Origin of the sequence: Streptomyces sp. NPDC058371 (assembly GCF_042723265.1) — a bacterium.
In the GTDB taxonomy this organism is placed as follows: Bacteria; Actinomycetota; Actinomycetes; order Streptomycetales; family Streptomycetaceae; genus Streptomyces.
On sequence record NZ_JBHXJC010000004.1, the window covers coordinates 319,822 to 335,835 of the forward strand.

Consider the following 16,014-nt stretch of genomic DNA (forward strand, 5'->3'; position numbering starts at 1 on the left):
GATGGTACGGCGCCGGGCCGGGGGCTGGGAAAGCCCTGTCACCGGTCGCCTACGTCACGTCCCCGCGGGAGCTCGGACGGGAATACGAGGCGCCCTCCCCGGCACCCTCGGCGTACCGCTCCTCCAGGTCCTTGACCAGGTCCTGGAGTTCGGAGCGGATCCAGTCACGGGTGGCCACCTCGCCGAGGCCGATGCGCAGGGACGCGATCTCGCGGGTCAGGTACTCGGTGTCCGCGATCGACCGCTCGTTCTGCTTGCGGTCCTGTTCGAGATTGACCCGGTCCCGGTCGTCCTGGCGGTTCTGCGCGAGCAGGATCAGCGGGGCGGCGTACGAGGCCTGCAGCGACAGCATCAGCGTCAGGAAGATGAACGGATAGTTGTCGAAGCGCAGGTCGCGCGGCGCGGAGACGTTCCACACCACCCACAGGATGATGACGACGGTCATCCAGACGATGAACCGTCCGGTGCCCAGGAACCGGGCGATCCGCTCGGAGAGCCGGCCGAAGGCCTCCGGGTCCCACTCGGGCAACAGCCTGCGGCGCGGCGGCATCGGCTGGTCCAGCCGGTTGCGCGGCCGCGTGGTCGCGGTGGCGCCGATGGGGGTCCGCTCCCGGCCCTCGCGCTCAGGACCCATGGCGGTCCCCCGAGCCGTCCGGAGCCGCACCGGCGGGTTCCTCGTCGAGGTGGAACTCCGTCTCGCGCCAGTCGTCGGGCAGCATGTGGTCCAGTACGTCGTCCACGGTCACCGCGCCGAGCAGCGAGCCGCTCTCGTCGACCACCGGCGCCGCGACCATGTCGTACGTAGCGAAGAAGCCGGCCACCACGGGCAGCGCGGCCTCCGGGTCCAGTGGCATCAGGTCGTCGTCCACGAGCGAGCCGACCAGCGTGAACGGCGGGTCGCGCAGCAGCCGCTGGAAGTGCACCGTGCCCAGGTACTTGCCGGTCGGCGTCTCGTCCGGCGGCCGGCACACATAGACCTGGGCGGCGAGTGCGGGGGAGAGGTCGGGGTTGCGGACCCGGGCGAGGGCGTCGGCGACCGTCGCGTCGGGGCGCAGCACGATCGGCTCGGTCGTCATCAGGCCGCCCGCGGTCCGCTCGGCGTACGCCATCAACCGCCGTACGTCCGCCGCCTCGTTGGGCCGCATCAGCGTCAGCAGCCGCTCCACGTCCTCCGCGGGCAGCTCGGCGAGCAGGTCGGCCGCGTCGTCGGGGTCCATCGCCTCCAGGACGTCCGCCGCGCGCTCCTCCTTGAGCTTGCCGAGGATCTCGATCTGGTCGTCCTCGGGGAGCTCTTCGAGGACGTCCGCGAGACGGTCGTCGTCCAGCGCGGCGGCCACCTCTCCGCGCCGCTTCGGGGAGAGGTGGTGCAGGACGTTCGCGAGATCGGCCGGGCGCAGCTGCTCGAAGGTGGCGAGCAGGTTCTCGGCGCCCTGACCGTGCTCCTCCAGCGAGAAGCCGGTGACGGCCGACCACTCGACGGTCAGCGTCTCGCCCTTGGCGCGCCGGAACGCGCCCGCCTTCCCCTTCCCCTTTCTGACGAACACCCGGTCGAGCTCCCAGTCCCGCCGGGCGGGCAGCTGCTGGATCGACACGTCGAGCACGGTGACCTCCTCGTCCGACTCGACGAGGCGGACCCGCCGGTCGAGCATCTCGCCGAAGACGAGCCGCTCGGTGGGCCGCTGCTCGAAACGGCGCACGTTGAGGACACCGGTCGTGATGACCTGGCCGGTCTCGATGCCGGTCACGCGGGTCATGGGCAGGAAGATGCGGCGTCGCGTCGACAGCTCGACGACCAGGCCGAGCAGCCGGGGCGGCCGCCGTCCGACCCGCAGCATGGCCACCAGGTCACGCACCCGGCCCACCTGGTCGCCGCTCGGGTCGAAGACGGCCGTGCCGGCGAGGTGCGAGACGAAGATCCTGGGGGCGCCTGCCGCCATGCCCGCGCCTCCTTACTCGTCCTGGTGCCACCGCTCGCCTGTGTCGTGCCGCTTTGTGGTGCGATGTCCGCTCGGGTGGGCTTCAGGCTAGCCCGTCCCGGTCGGATACGCCCTGGTGAGCGGTCCGGACGGACTGCCTCCGGGGGACGTGGGAGACCCCGGTACGCTGCCGTACGCCGCTGAGGACGCCCGCACGAGAGGTAGCCCCGCCTGTGACCGCAAAGCCCCTGGGTCGTACCCACAGGACCGCACTGGTGAGCGCGATGTGCGCCCTGGTCGTGACGGGGACGGGGCTGACAGGGTGCAGTAGTGAGGACCCGGACGCGGGCACGAACGGGGTCGGCAAGCTGTCCGCCGCGAAGATCCAGAGCCGGACGCGTACGGCCGCGGAGTCGGCGAAGATGGTACGGCTGTCGGGAACCGTCGTGACCAACGGACGTACGTACACGCTCGACATGCGCCTCAAGGGCGACGGCGGCACGGGGTCGGTCACCTCGCAGGGGGCGACCTTCCGGCTGCTGCGGGTCGGTGAGCACCTCTTCCTGAAGGCCGACGCGGAGTTCTGGAGCCATCAGGACGGCAAGGGCGACGACGGGGGATCGGACGCGGCGGCCGCCGACAAGCTGGAGGGCATGTACGTGAAGGTGCCGACCGGCGACCCGGCCTACAAGCGCTTCAGCGGCTTCACCGACAAGAACGTCCTGCTCGACGGTCTGCTCACGCTGCACGGCGCGCTCGCCACCGACGGCCACCACGAGCAGGGCGGCACCCGCACCATCCGCATCACCGGCGACAAGGGCTCCGGCGGCAGCCTCGACGTCTCCCTGGAGGGCAAGCCGTACCCGCTCCGCCTGGTGCGCGCCGCGGACGCCGGCACCCTCAGCCTCACGGACTGGGGCCAGGACTTCTCCCTGGCCGAGCCCTCCAAGAAGGAAACGGTGGACTACGGGCAGCAGCTGCCCGCGTCGTGACCGAGGACGGCGCCTCCGCGGACGTCAGCCGCGCTTGCGCTTCTTGAAGAGGAGCCGGGGGAGCCCTGCGGGCGCCGGTTGGCGGGTCGTGGCCGAGGTCGGCAGCGGCGCCGCGGCGAGGGACCCGTCCGGGAGCGCCGACGTCGTGCCCTGCGGCTCCAGACGGAGCAGCCGGCACTCCCGCGCCCACCGGTCGGGCATCGCCTCTCCGTCGGGCGCGTTCAGCCGCTTGCCCTTGAGCTCGGCGACCGCCGCCTCCCACTCGGGGGACCGGGGCGTCAGCTCCACCACCTTCGCGGCCCAGGAGACCAGCCGCCCGCCCTTGTCCTTGCTGCGTACGGTGACCACGGCGTCGGCCCCGTCGACCAGCCCAGGCAGCGGCTGCTCGCCGGTGCCGTCGCCGACCAGGCACACCGCGCCGTCGTGCCACACGTGCCACAGCGGACGCGAGGCCGGCTCCTGGTCCCGCCGGCCGTCGAGCGTCGGCACCCGGCTGCCCGTCACCCAGATCAGCCCGGACTTCTTGGTGGCCTCCTCGACGAGGGCCTGGTCGAGCAGCTGTTCCGTCATGGGGGCAAGACTATCCAGCGGCCCACGCCCGGTGACCGGCCCGCTCAGAGCCAGCCGTTGCGCTTCAGGGTGCGGTGGATGCCGAGGCAGATGACCACGGTGATCCCCATGATCACGGGGTAGCCGTACCGCCAGTGCAGCTCCGGCATGTGCCTGAAGTTCATGCCGTACACGCCACACACCATGGTCGGTACGGCGATGATCGCCGCCCAGGACGTGATCTTGCGCATGTCCTCGTTCTGCGCGACGGACGCCTGCGCGAGGTTGGCCTGGAGGATCGAGTTCAGCAGCTCGTCGAAGCCGAGCACCTGCTCCTGCACCCGGGCGAGGTGGTCGGCGACGTCCCGGAAGTACTTCTGGATGTCGGGGTCGATCAGCCGCATCGGCCGCTCGCTGAGCAGCTGCATGGGACGCAGCAGGGGCGACACCGCCCGCTTGAACTCCAGCACCTCACGCTTGAGCTGGTAGATGCGGCCCGCGTCGGTGCCGCGCGGCGTGCCCTTGCGCCCCGGCGAGAACACCTCCGTCTCGACCTCGTCGATGTCGTCCTGCACGGCGTCGGCGACCGCGATGTAGCCGTCGACTACGTGGTCGGCGATCGCGTGCAGCACCGCCGAGGGTCCCCTGGCGAGCAGCTCGGGGTCGTCCTGCAGCCGGTGCCGCAGCGCCCGCAACGAGCCCTGCCCGCCGTGCCGGACGGTGATGAAGAAGTCCCGCCCGGTGAAGCACATCACCTCGCCGGTCTCCACCACCTCGCTGGTGGCGGTCAGTTGGGCGTGGTCGACGTAGTGAATGGTCTTGAAGACGGTAAAGAGCGTGTCGTCGTACCGCTCCAGCTTGGGTCGCTGGTGGGCCTGGACGGCGTCCTCCACGGCCAGCGGGTGCAGCCCGAACTCGCTGGCGATACCGGCGAATTCGGCTTCGGTGGGCTCGTGCAGACCGATCCAGACGAAGCCGCCGTCGCGGCGCACCTGACGCATCGCCTCATGGGGCGTCAGCTGATCCGGCGTCAGCACGCGGGCGCCGTCGCGGTAGACGGCGCAGTCCACCACGGCCGACGGCGTACCGGGGTCACGGGTCGTGTCGTACGAGCCACTGTCCTTGCGCAGCGAGGGACGGGGACGGACCGCGGCGCGGAGGTCACGGATCATCGACATGGCAGGCTCCTTCGCAACGGAGGCGGCCGGCGACGGTTGGAACTACCCGGAATGGGGACGTCCTGACTGCGGATGTTTGGCACGTCCACAAAGCGGGGAGCACCGCACCGTCGCGGTGGCGGCTTCGCTACTGATTCAGATCAGACGGATCAGTCAGATGGATCAGGCGGAAACGAAGTGCTCTTCCGTCGGTGCACCGGACAGACGAGATGCGAGTGCGAGAGGTGGCAGCCGGCAGAGCCAGAGCTACGTCAACGGCAGGAAGAGCGGGTGGTACTGCACGGTCGACTTCGGTCCATTGCAGCCCCACCTCCTCCGGCCGGTCCCCCGTGAGGGACGATCCATTCCCCGCAGGGAGCCCCCGCAGGGGAGTCTCACGCGTCGAGGCTTGAGAGCGACGCTTCTGCGTGCTGCCCCGACCAGCGGCCAAGACTATCAGCGCACCGAAGCGTCAACGCGCCGCTTTGCCGGTTGTTGACCGCGGGTGCGGCGGTCCCGGCTGGAAAAAGCGCGGCCTATGCTCGGCGTATGGCAGACGTTCTTCCGCTGGTCGAAGCCCGGTTGCGCGCCGCGCTGGGCGAACCCGACGCGCGCGCCGCGGTCACCTTCCTGGGCACGGACCGCATCGAAGTGCTGCGCTTCACAGCGGGCGACGTCGTCCGCTACGCGACCCTCGGCATGTCGGCGCAGCCGATGACGGACCCCACCGCGGCCCTCGCCGACCCGGTCAAGGGCCCGCGCGCCGAGCTGGTGCTGTCGGTACGCGCGAGCGGCACCGACACCGACAAGGTGCTCCGCCCGCTCGCCGTACTGGCCGCCTCGCCGCAGGTCGAGGGGCTGGTGGTGGCCCCCGGCGCATCCCTGGACGTGGGTGAACCCCTGTGGCCCGGCGCCCCGTTCACCTCCGTGCTGGTCGCCGAGTCGGGAGGCCTGGTCGAGGATCTCGACCTGGACGAGCCCGCCGATCCCGTACGTTTCCTGCCGCTGCTGCCGATGACTCCGAACGAGGCCGCGTGGAAGCGGGTGCACGGCGCGGGCGCCCTCCAGGAGCGCTGGCTGAGCGGCGGGACGGACCTGCGCGATCCGCTGCGCAAGTCCGTGTCCCTCGACTGATCCCGGACACCGCCTGACTGAGTCACCGTCAGGCTCGGTCTGGAGCGGGTCAGTTGGCGAAGACCGTGACCCCGTCCTCGGGCGAAGACGTGACCCCGTCCTCGGGTGAAGGCGTGACCCCGTCCTCGGGTGAAGGCGTGCCCCCGTCCTCGGGTGAAGGCGTGCCCCCGTCCTCGGGTGAAGGCGTGCCCCCGTCCTCGGGCGAAGGTGTGCCCCCGCCCTCGGGCGAAGACGTGACCCCGTCCTCGGGTGAAGGCCGTGGCCCCGTCCTCGGCTGCGCGCCGCGGCTCCAGCTTCTCGGCCGCGCGGGTTGGCGCCGTGCGACGGCCACCACGGCACCGAGTGCGGCCGTGACCGCCGCGCTCGTAATAAGTTAGCGGGGCTAATTAATGTAAGCGGCCATCTAGTGGTCGTGGGAGGTGGGCACGCGCCGGACGGGTGATCGTCCTTGACGCGGCGAAGGACGGGGAGGACCGTTGGGCCCTATGAGGGGCGAACCCAGTTGCCCGAAGTGTGGTGGCCGGGTCAGGGCTCCCGGACTCTTCTCCGACTCCTGGCAGTGCGATGTGCACGGGACCGTGCATCCACTGCAGCCCGTGATCCCGCCCAGCGTCGAGGCCCTCGGTGTCGTGGTGCACCGCACCCAGGTCCCGGTGTGGATGCCGTGGCCCCTGCCGGTCGGCTGGCTGTTCACGGGCGTGGCCTGCGCCGGCGACGACCGCAGCGGCGGCCGGGCGACCGCCGTGGCCTGCTCAGGACCCGGACCGCTCGGCGGCATAGGAGAGCTGATCCTCGTCGCCGAGGAACTCGGCGTCGGCCTCGGCGCGCGGTACGCGGGCATCGACGGACCCGACCCCGGCCCGTACATGAACGTCGAGAAGCCGCCCCAGGCGAAGGTGCTGGCGGCCGGCCGGCCGACCCCGCTCTGGCTCGTCTCCGGCGCCCCGGACGACCGTGCCGTCTTCGCGGGCGAGGCGCTCGGGCTGTGGCTGTGGGCGGTCGTCTGGCCGGAGCAGTCCGGGCTGCTGATGTACGACGAGCTGGTGCTGACGGATCTGCGGGACGCCGGCGCGGAAGTGGATCTGCTGCCGTGCGGGGCGCTGTCGCCGAGGATTCTCGAGCCGTAGGGCGGCGCGGGCCTCCGCAGCGGGACGAGGGTGAGGTCCTGGCGGAGGTGTTCACCGGCGTGTTCACCGGCGGGCGACGGGCGGCGGGGTCTTCGCCGTGGCGGTGCGGGCACGGGGTCTTCGCCGTGGCGGTGCGGGCGCGGGGTCTTCGCCGTGGCGGTGCGAGGACCGGGTCTTCGCCGTGGCGGTGCGGGGACCGGGTCTTCGCAGTGGCGGGGCGGGGATGGGGTCGTCGTCGTGGCGGTGCGGGCCGGAAGGGCGAGATCCGCGGCGTCGACGTAGGGGGCGCATCCCGGGGGCGGGTGTGACAGGGAGGGGTGGGACTCCCGTTATCCTTGAGCGTCCCCTTCCGTACCGTCACCGCCTGGAGTCCGCGTCGTGCGCATCGATCTGCACACCCACTCCACCGCGTCCGACGGCACGGACACCCCGGCCGAGCTGGTCCGCAACGCGGCCGCCGCCGGTCTGGACGTCGTCGCGCTGACCGACCACGACACCACCCGCGGGTACGCGGAGGCGCTCGTCGCCCTCCCCGCGGGGCTGACGCTGGTCACCGGCGCCGAGCTGTCCTGCCGCCTCGACGGCATCAGCCTGCACATGCTGGCCTATCTCTTCGACCCCGAGGAGCCCCAGCTGCTCGCCGAGCGCGAGCTGGTCCGGGACGACCGGGTGCCGCGCGCCCGGGGCATGGTCGCCAGGCTCCAGGGGATGGGCGTGCCCATCACCTGGGAACAGGTCGCGCGCATCGCGGGCGACGGATCCGTCGGCCGCCCCCATGTCGCGTCCGCCCTGGTCGAACTCGGGGTCGTGCCGACCGTGAACGACGCCTTCACCGAGGACTGGCTGGCCGACGGCGGCCGGGTGTACATGCCGAAGCACGAGACCGACCCCTTCGAGGCGATCCGGCTGATCAAGGGCGCGGGCGGGGTCGCCGTCTTCGCGCATCCGGCCGCGACCAAGCGGGGCAACACCGTGCCCGAGTCCGCGATAGCGGAGCTCGCCGCCGCCGGACTCGACGGCATCGAGGTCGACCACATGGACCACGAGCCGGCGACGCGGGCGCGACTGCGCGGACTGGCGGCCGAACTCGGGCTGCTCACCACGGGGTCCTCCGACTACCACGGCAGCCGCAAGACCTGCGTGCTCGGGGAGTTCACGACCGACCCCGAGGTGTACGGGGAGATCACGCGTCGGGCGACCGGGGCGTTTCCGGTGCCGGGCGCGGGTGGGGGCCGCGCTGTCTGACCGCCTTCGGGCGCCTCTCCGTCGGACCTGCGGTGCGGCACGTCTGCCGTCGCCCCGGGTGCACGGGTCCGCCGTCGCCCTCGGCTCCGGCAGCCCCTGACCACCCTGCCCGTCCCTGAATTTCACCGCATGCGGCGTCGATCGCCCGTGCTGTCCGTTCCGCCGGCCGTTCGCCGTGCAGAACGCCTGCCCGTACCGGCTGTCGTGCCGCGCGGGCGCCCCTGTTCCGCTCACCACCTTCGCAAGGCCATTCACCGTGTTCGACGTCGCCGTCTTCGGCTCCCTCTTCCTGACCCTCTTCGTGATCATGGATCCCCCCGGGATCACCCCGATCTTCCTCGCGCTCACCGCCGGCCGTCCCGCCAAGGTGCAGAAGCGCATGGCCTTCCAGGCCGTCTGTGTGGCCGGCGGAGTCATCGCCGTCTTCGGTGTGCTCGGGCACCAGATCCTGAACTACCTGCATGTCTCCGTGCCCGCGCTGATGATCGCGGGCGGACTGCTTCTGCTGCTGATCGCCCTCGATCTGCTGACCGGCAAGACGGACGAGCCCAAGCAGACCAAGGACGTCAACGTCGCGCTCGTCCCGCTGGGCATGCCGCTGCTCGCGGGCCCCGGCGCGATCGTGTCGGTGATCCTGGCCGTCCAGAAGGCGGACAGCGTGGCGACCCAGGTGTCCGTGTGGGCCGCGATCCTCGCGATCCATGTCGTGCTGTGGGTCGTGATGCGTTACTCGCTGCTGATCATCCGCGTCATCAAGGACGGCGGTGTGGTGCTGGTGACCCGGCTCGCGGGCATGATGCTCTCCGCGATCGCCGTACAGCAGATCATCAACGGCATCACGCAGGTGATCAGGGGGAGTTGACGGACAGAGCCCCGCACGGCATGTGCCGTACGGGGCTCCGAAGTCTGCAAAGCGTCTGCGGGTTACGTGTAAAGCGTCCGCGGGTTACGAGGCAGTCGAGTCGGCCGGGCGGATCCAGAGTCGCTGGCCTATGGCCGCGGCCTGCTGAACGATCCGGTTGACGGAGGCGGCGTCCACGACGGTGGTGTCAACGGGGGTTCCGTCGACGTCGTCGAGTCGCATGATTTCGAAGCGCATGGGCTTCTCCCTTCGTCTGGTCATCCTCCTGAGGAGAACTACTGATGAGTGGCGCAGGAGGCGTCAGTGCCCCTTGCTCTCTACGGATTCAACGGGATGCGTGTTACAAACATTCCCTACGCTAAGGAAAATTTTCGAGAACCTAATTACTGACGAGTAAGGGATGGGGTCGACCGACCGGGACCGGTTGTGTTCACAGCGTGACCGCCGGGACAATAGAGGCGATGAACGACGACCTCGCGGCGCTCGGCGGCCGCATCGACCGTACGAACGAGCTGCTTCAGCGGATGCTCGCCGAAGTGGCGAAGACACCCTCCACGCATGCGATCTTCGTCGACGCCGGCTATCTGTACGCCGCCGCGGGACGGCTCGTCGCCGGCACCGAGGACCGCCGGGCCTTCGACCTCGACGCGGAGGGCCTCATCGAGGCGCTCATCGACCGCGCCCGCACCATCTTCGCCGACAGCCGGCTGCTGCGCGTCTACTGGTACGACGGCGCGCGGCGCCGTATCCACACCGCCGAGCAGCAGTCCATCGCCGAGCTTCCCGACGTCAAGGTGCGGCTCGGCAACCTCAACGCCAACAACCAGCAGAAGGGCGTCGACTCCATCATCAGGTCCGATCTGGAGTCCCTCGCCCGGCACCGCGCCATCAGCGACGCCGCGCTGCTCGGCGGTGACGAGGACCTGGTCTCCGCGGTCGAGGCCGCGCAGGGGTACGGGGCGCGGGTCCACCTCTGGGGGATCGAGGCGCCCGAGGGACGCAACCAGGCCGACCCGCTGCTCTGGGAGGTCGACAGCCAGCGGACCTTCGACCTCGAGTTCTTCAAGCCGTACGTGTCCCGGCGGACCGCCGCCACCTACGACTTGGCGGCGGCGCCCCGGCCGGCCCGGGACGACGTGCGGTTCGTGGGCGCGCAGATCGCCGCGAAGTGGCTGGCGGCGCGGGGCCGCGAAGCGCTGGCGGAGCTGCTGCCCGGCCATCCGTATCTGCCCGGCTCCGTCGACCAGGATCTGCTCGTCGAGGCCGAGGGACTGCTGCAGTACTCGCTGCGCGGCCAGCCGGATCTGCGGCGCGCGCTGCGGGACGGGTTCTGGGAGCACGTGCGGGCGCAGTACTAACGGTTCCGGCCGCCCCCCCCGGGTCCTACGTGTAGTGGTGCTGCGTCTGGTGGCGCTGCGTCTGGTGGCGCTACGTCTGGTGGTGCTACGTCTGGTCCCAGAAGGCCGCCAGGGCGCGGGCCGTCGCCAGTGGCTGGTCCGTGTTCGGGGAGTGCTCGGCATCCCGTACGACGGTGCGGTGGGCCTTGAGCCGCGCGGCCATGTCGTCCAGCAGCGGCACCGGCCAGGTGTCGTCGCGTACGCCCGACACCACGTGCATCGCCAGCGGTACGGCGGCCAGCTCGGCCACGCGGTCCGGCTCCGTGCACAGCTGACGGCCCGTCGCGATGAGCTGCGCGGGGCTGGTGGCCAGCCAGCGGCGGCGCAGGTCGGCGCGGTCGTCCAGACCGGCGTCCAGGCCGGCGTCCAGCTCGCCCGTACCGTCGTGTCCCGGCTCGCCGGTGTCGGTCTCCTCGGGGGACTCCATGGCCTGGATCGCGTCCCACACGTCCGCCATGCTCATCACGGCGAGCGCGTCCCTCAGCAGCTTGACGCGTTGCTGCTGGGAGACGGAGATCTGTGCCGGGCCGGAGGACATGAGGGTGAGCGACGCGAACGGGGTCGCGTCCCGCAGGACCGCCGCGCGGGCGATCAGGCCGCCCAGGGAGTGGCCCACGAGGTGCACCCTGGTGCCCACGGCTGTCGCCTGCGCGAGCACGTCCTGCGCCAACTCGCCCTGCGCGTACGGCGCTTCGTCGTCCCTCGGGCCCGGTGTCTCGTACTGGCCGCGGCCGTCCACGGCGACCGTACGGTAGCCCGCCTCGGCGAGCGGCCCGTGCAGCGCGATGAAGTCCTCCTTGCTCCCGGTGAACCCCGGCAGCAGCAGAACCGTCCCTCTCGTCTCTTTCCGCGCTCCGGGTGCCGCGTCGAGCACGGCGAACTCACCGCGCGCGGTCGTCAGCCGGTACGCACGCACGCCGACGGGCGGGACAAAGCTGGGAGGCCTGCTCATGAGGGGAGGCTATCGGGCGGCGGGGGGTGCGCTGTCTGGTGGTGGGTGGTTCGCCGTCCGGCGGTGGGTGGTTCGCCTTTCGCCGGTGGGTGGGTCGGGGCCGTGCCGGTACATCCGCCCGTCGCCCTACCGGCTGTGCTGTCTTCTGGGGGTGCTCGGTTGCCTGTCCTGACGCATGGCGACGGGCATTTGATGTACCGGCACGGCCCCTTCGGTGCGTGCGCGACTGCGGGTGCGTGGGGGTTGCGGGCGTGGGCGGGACGCCGTCGCCGCCTTGCGCTGCGGGCGGCGGCAACCGTTTTCGCTGCGGGCAGCGGCAACCATCTTCACTGCGGGCTGCGGGCACGCCGAGGCGGGGCGGGGCGGTCAACCGCCATCGCTGTGGGCTGCCCCCAGCGGGCGCCCGCTGGGGGCCACCGGTCTCAGCTGCGGGCATGCGTGCCGCTAGGGGCGACGGGGGTCCTCCCGCTCAAGTGAAGCCAAGGGCGGGGAGGGCGGCCGCAGCGGCACCGGCGTAGCGCCGCGCTCGCCGTCCCACCCCCACGGCAGCACCGGCGCACGGTGCCAATGGAGAGGGGAGTTTGCCCGCCCGGGTGGGCACGCCGCAGTGCCGGGCTCCTCGGTCTGCCCAGGTGCCGGCGCCGGGGCCCGAGCAGCGAGGGGACTGAGCCCACCCAGACGCGGCCTCGACGCCGGATGCCCCAGGCAGGAGAGGGGGCTTGGCTCACCGCGGGCGGCGCCCCTGAGGGGCTGCCGATGGGCTCGGGCGGCGGTGGCGCTGGGCCCGGGGGCGGAGATGCCGATGGCCCGGTTCCACGGGATGTGGGACCGGGCCATCGGGCTGGGATCAGCTCTCCGCAGACTCCGCGGCGGCGACAACCTTGCGGGTCCGGCGCCGCGGCTTGGCGGCCTCGGGCTCGTCGGCCGTCTGTGCCGGGATGTCGGCGTCGACGGTCGGGACCGCGGCCTTGCGGGTGCGACGGCGGGGCTTGGTCTCGACGGCCTCGCCCTCGGCGGTTTCGACGACGGCGACAGGCGTCGCGGCCTTGGCGCGGGTGCGCCGCGGCTTGGCCTCGGACACCTCCGTGGCCTCGGCAGCGGCCGGAGCCGCGGCCTTGCGGGTGCGCTTCGGCGCGGCCGGGGCCTCGCTCACGCCCTCGACCGTGTCGACCACGGTCTCCGCGGCCTTGCGGGTCCGGCGCCGCGGCGCGGCGGCGACGGGCTCGTCGGCCGTCTGTGCCGGGATGTCGGCGTCGACGGTCGGGACCGCGGCCTTGCGGGTACGGCGACGGGGCTTGGTCTCGGCGACCTCGCCCTCGGCGGTGTCGACAGCGGCCTCGGCAGCGGCCGGAGCCGCGGCCTTGCGGGTGCGCTTCGGCGCGGCCGGGGCCTCGCTCACGCCTTCCACCGTGTCGACCACGGTCTCCGCGGCCTTGCGGGTGCGGCGACGCGGCGTGGTCTCGGCCTCGGAGACCTCGGCGACGGGGGTCTCGACGACCGCCGTCTCCACCGCCTCCGCGGTCTTGCGGGTACGGCGACGGCGCGACTTCGCCGGCTCGTCGGTGACGCCCTCGGCCGTGGCCACGGCGGCCTCGGCAGACGGCTCGGCGACGGCCTCGGTCACAGCGGGCGCCTCCCCGGCCGCTCCGCCGCGGGTGCGGCGACGACGACGCGGGGTGCGCGGGGTACGCGGCTCGGTGGCCTCGACGGCGTCGACCGACTCGGTCGTCGCCTCCGGTGCCGGAGCCGCGGACGACTCGTCGAGCGGCGTGCCATTGCGTGTACGGCGACGGCTGCGCGGCGCACGCGCCGGGCGCTCACGCTCGCGCTCGGGGGCCGGACCGGCCGAGCGGCCACCGCGGCCACGCGGACCACCACGGCCACCGGTCTCACCGAGGTCCTCGACCTGCTCGGCCGCGAGACCGGCGCGTGTGCGCTCGGCGCGCGGCAGGACACCCTTGGTGCCGGCCGGGATGTTCATCTCCTCGAACAGGTGCGGGGACGTGGAGTACGTCTCCGGCGGGTTCGGGAAACCGAGGTCCAGCGCCTTGTTGATGAGCTGCCAGCGCGGGATGTCGTCCCAGTCGACGAGCGTGACGGCGATGCCCTTGGCACCCGCGCGGCCCGTACGGCCGATGCGGTGCAGGTACGTCTTCTCGTCCTCGGGGGACTGGTAGTTGATGACGTGCGTGACGCCTTCGACGTCGATGCCGCGGGCGGCGACGTCGGTGCAGACGAGGACGTCGACCTTGCCGTTGCGGAAGGCGCGCAGCGCCTGCTCACGGGCACCCTGGCCGAGGTCGCCGTGGACCGCGCCGGACGCGAAACCGCGCTGCTGGAGCTGGTCGGCGAGGTCCGCCGCCGTCCGCTTGGTGCGGCAGAAGACCATCGCGAGACCGCGGCCGTCGGCCTGCAGTATCCGCGAGACGATCTCCGGCTTGTCCATGTTGTGCGCGCGGTAGATGTGCTGCGCGGTGTTGCGGACCGTCGCGCCCTCGTCGTCCGGCGCCGTGGCGCGGATGTGCGTGGGCTGCGACATGTAGCGGCGGGCCAGACCGATCACGGCGCCCGGCATCGTGGCCGAGAACAGCATGGTCTGACGGCGGGCCGGCAGCATGTTGATGATCTTCTCGACGTCGGGCAGGAAGCCCAGGTCGAGCATCTCGTCGGCCTCGTCGAGGACGAGCGACTTGATGTGCTTCAGGTTCAGCTTCTTCTGGCCCGCGAGGTCCAGGAGGCGGCCCGGGGTGCCGACGATGACGTCGACGCCCTTCTTGAGGGCCTCGACCTGGGGCTCGTACGCCCGGCCGCCGTAGATGGCGAGAACGCGCACGTTGCGGACCTTGCCCGCGGTGAGCAGGTCATTGGTGACCTGCGTGCACAGCTCGCGCGTCGGCACGACGACGAGCGCCTGCGGGGCGTCGGTGAGCTGCTCGGGCTGTGCCCGGCCCGCCTCGACGTCCGCGGGAACGGTGACGCGCTCCAGGAGGGGGAGGCCGAATCCCAGCGTCTTGCCGGTGCCGGTCTTCGCCTGGCCGATGACGTCAGTGCCCGTGAGGGCAACGGGGAGCGTCATCTCCTGGATCGGGAAGGGGGTGACGATGCCGACGGCCTCAAGTGCTTCGGCCGTCTCGGGAAGGATTCCGAGGTCTCGGAAAGTCGTAGTCAGGGTGCTGCCTCTTCTGTGTACGCGGTGCGAGGCGAGCGCGGGGGTCGTGTCGGGACCGTGCCGGGGACGTCGGCCGCTTGTCGGGCGGGCCGAGTGGCATGGGACCACAGCCGACGCTCGAGCGCTCGTACCGCTGAGGGTCCCTCCGGATGTCGTACGCAATGTGCCGTACCCACGTGGAGGGCTGTCGGTTCGGAGCCGATCGGGCCTCCGACCGGGCATCCTCATTCGTGCGGCCCGTCACATACTCGCCGGGCGCATTACCACCATACCCCGGAATCGTGCACATGCGTTGGCCGGTTTGGTCACATGGTCGTCGTCACACTGATTGACCAGGGACTTCCGTGTCGCGACGAGCGGGCTATTGTGCGCTTCATGACGACGCCGGACAACGCCGCTGACACCCCCGCCGAGACCGCTCCCGCGGCCACCGCAGTCGCCGCCCAGGACTGGGACACGGCCTCTGCGGACCCCCAGTACCGCGCCGCGGTCGTGGATCTCCTCGGAGCGCTCGCGTACGGGGAGCTGGCGGCGTTCGAGCGGCTGGCCGAGGACGCCAAGCTGGCGCCGACGCTCCTCGACAAGGCGGAGCTGGCGAAGATGGCGTCGGCCGAGTTCCACCACTTCGAGCAGCTGCGGGACCGGCTGGCCGCGATCGGCGCGGAGCCGACCGACGCCATGCAGCCGTTCGTCGCCGCCCTCGACGGCTTCCACCGGCAGACCGCCCCCTCGGACTGGCTGGAGGGGCTCGTCAAGGCCTACGTCGGCGACTCGATCGCGAGTGACTTCTACCGGGAGGTCGCGGCCCGCCTCGACACCGACAGCCGCAGCCTGGTGCTGGCCGTGCTGGACGACACCGGGCACGCGAGCTTCGCCATCGAGAAGGTGCGCGCGGCGATCGACGCGGATCCGCGGGTGGGCGGGCGGCTCGCGCTGTGGGCCCGGCGTCTGATGGGCGAGGCCCTCTCCCAGTCGCAGCGGGTGGTCGCCGACCGTGACGCCCTGTCGACCATGCTCGTCGGCGGAGTCGCGGACGGCTTCGACCTCGCGGAGGTCGGCCGGATGTTCTCCCGGATCACCGAGGCCCACACGAAGCGGATGGCCGCGCTGGGCCTGGCCGCCTAGGCCGCGCCGGACTAGTGGTGCGCCGGGTCGCCGGTGTCCTTGCGGCGGTCCCTACGCCGGCGCCGAGCGGCGGCGAAATCGCTCCGCCGGACGGAGCAGGAGGGACAGCGAGGCGGCGGCGACGGCGACCGCGCCGACGAGGGTGAGGGCGAAGTGGCCGGGCCCCAGCGCGCTGTGGGTGAGGAAGGCGCCGAAGAGGGCGCCGGCGATGCCCGTCGGAAGCACCAGAGTGCGCGCGGGCAGGCGGTGGGAGAGGCGGTGCACCGCCGCCCAGGCCAACGCGAAACCGAGGATCGCAGAGCCGAGCGCTTCCAAGAACATGGTGTGGTCCCTCCCGCACGGCTGGGGCAAATCGGTCGTACCCGGTCTACCCCTGAGCTGCGGAACGC

14 protein-coding genes and 1 pseudogene are annotated in these 16,014 nt (G+C 71.8%); 7 read left to right on the plus strand and 8 right to left on the minus strand.

Translation table 11 applies throughout. The features are described 5' to 3' along the window. Positions 1–38 precede the first annotated feature (38 nt). Positions 39–634, minus strand: a pseudogene (locus ACFWM2_RS16190) (DUF1003 domain-containing protein). After that, complete coding sequence (locus tag ACFWM2_RS16195; RefSeq protein ID WP_383279135.1) at positions 624–1,937, minus strand: magnesium transporter MgtE N-terminal domain-containing protein; 1,314 nt, start codon at positions 1,935–1,937, stop codon at positions 624–626. Before ACFWM2_RS16195 ends, ACFWM2_RS16190 begins: the two are co-directional and overlap by 11 nt. A gap of 263 nt (positions 1,938–2,200) precedes the next feature. Between ACFWM2_RS16195 and ACFWM2_RS16200 the strand changes: the two genes are divergently transcribed. After that, a complete protein-coding gene (locus ACFWM2_RS16200) occupies positions 2,201–2,908 on the plus strand; it encodes a hypothetical protein (RefSeq protein ID WP_383279787.1) in 708 nt (235 codons plus the stop codon). Positions 2,909–2,932: 24 nt separating this feature from the next. On the opposite strand, the gene ACFWM2_RS16205 is transcribed toward ACFWM2_RS16200, so the two are convergent. Both ACFWM2_RS16205 and ACFWM2_RS16210 read right to left on the minus strand, forming a co-directional pair. Beyond that, positions 2,933–3,478, minus strand: a complete 546-nt coding sequence (locus tag ACFWM2_RS16205; protein WP_383279138.1) for a hypothetical protein — start codon at positions 3,476–3,478, stop codon at positions 2,933–2,935. A gap of 44 nt (positions 3,479–3,522) precedes the next feature. Continuing rightward, positions 3,523–4,635: a magnesium and cobalt transport protein CorA gene (locus ACFWM2_RS16210; protein WP_383279141.1), complete on the minus strand. Its 1,113-nt coding sequence runs from the start codon at positions 4,633–4,635 to the stop codon at positions 3,523–3,525. A gap of 528 nt (positions 4,636–5,163) precedes the next feature. Here ACFWM2_RS16210 and ACFWM2_RS16215 point away from each other — a divergent pair. The 4 genes from ACFWM2_RS16215 (at position 5,164) to ACFWM2_RS16230 (ending at position 8,982) form a co-directional block, all read left to right on the plus strand. After that, complete coding sequence (locus tag ACFWM2_RS16215) at positions 5,164–5,748, plus strand: suppressor of fused domain protein (protein WP_383279144.1); 585 nt, start codon at positions 5,164–5,166, stop codon at positions 5,746–5,748. Positions 5,749–6,233: 485 nt separating this feature from the next. Beyond that, positions 6,234–6,875 carry a DUF6758 family protein gene (locus ACFWM2_RS16220; RefSeq protein WP_383279147.1) on the plus strand — a complete coding sequence of 214 codons (642 nt, stop codon included), beginning with the start codon at positions 6,234–6,236 and terminating at the stop codon, positions 6,873–6,875. Between the two features lie 378 nt (positions 6,876–7,253). After that, positions 7,254–8,120, plus strand: coding sequence for a PHP domain-containing protein (locus ACFWM2_RS16225; RefSeq protein ID WP_383279150.1), 867 nt, complete (start codon positions 7,254–7,256; stop codon positions 8,118–8,120). A 256-nt stretch (positions 8,121–8,376) separates the two neighbouring features. Then, complete coding sequence (locus tag ACFWM2_RS16230) at positions 8,377–8,982, plus strand: MarC family protein (RefSeq protein ID WP_383279152.1); 606 nt, start codon at positions 8,377–8,379, stop codon at positions 8,980–8,982. Positions 8,983–9,066: 84 nt separating this feature from the next. On the opposite strand, the gene ACFWM2_RS16235 is transcribed toward ACFWM2_RS16230, so the two are convergent. Next, positions 9,067–9,219 (minus strand): hypothetical protein, encoded by a 153-nt coding sequence (locus tag ACFWM2_RS16235; protein ID WP_121405831.1) that lies wholly within the window; start codon positions 9,217–9,219, stop codon positions 9,067–9,069. 224 nt (positions 9,220–9,443) lie between these two features. On the opposite strand from ACFWM2_RS16235, the gene ACFWM2_RS16240 reads away from it, so the two are divergent. Next, positions 9,444–10,340, plus strand: a complete 897-nt coding sequence (locus tag ACFWM2_RS16240; protein WP_383279156.1) for an NYN domain-containing protein — start codon at positions 9,444–9,446, stop codon at positions 10,338–10,340. Positions 10,341–10,425: 85 nt separating this feature from the next. On the opposite strand, the gene ACFWM2_RS16245 is transcribed toward ACFWM2_RS16240, so the two are convergent. Together ACFWM2_RS16245 and ACFWM2_RS16250 are read right to left on the minus strand one after the other, a co-directional pair. Continuing rightward, positions 10,426–11,331, minus strand: coding sequence for an alpha/beta fold hydrolase (locus ACFWM2_RS16245; RefSeq protein WP_383279159.1), 906 nt, complete (start codon positions 11,329–11,331; stop codon positions 10,426–10,428). 847 nt (positions 11,332–12,178) lie between these two features. Further along, positions 12,179–14,407, minus strand: a complete 2,229-nt coding sequence (locus tag ACFWM2_RS16250; RefSeq protein ID WP_383279162.1) for a DEAD/DEAH box helicase — start codon at positions 14,405–14,407, stop codon at positions 12,179–12,181. Between the two features lie 468 nt (positions 14,408–14,875). On the opposite strand from ACFWM2_RS16250, the gene ACFWM2_RS16255 reads away from it, so the two are divergent. Then, positions 14,876–15,625, plus strand: a complete 750-nt coding sequence (locus ACFWM2_RS16255) for a ferritin-like fold-containing protein (RefSeq protein ID WP_383279165.1) — start codon at positions 14,876–14,878, stop codon at positions 15,623–15,625. Positions 15,626–15,676: 51 nt separating this feature from the next. Here ACFWM2_RS16255 and ACFWM2_RS16260 read toward each other — a convergent pair whose 3' ends face one another. Then, positions 15,677–15,946 carry a hypothetical protein gene (locus tag ACFWM2_RS16260; RefSeq protein WP_383279168.1) on the minus strand — a complete coding sequence of 90 codons (270 nt, stop codon included), beginning with the start codon at positions 15,944–15,946 and terminating at the stop codon, positions 15,677–15,679. Positions 15,947–16,014 lie beyond the last annotated feature (68 nt).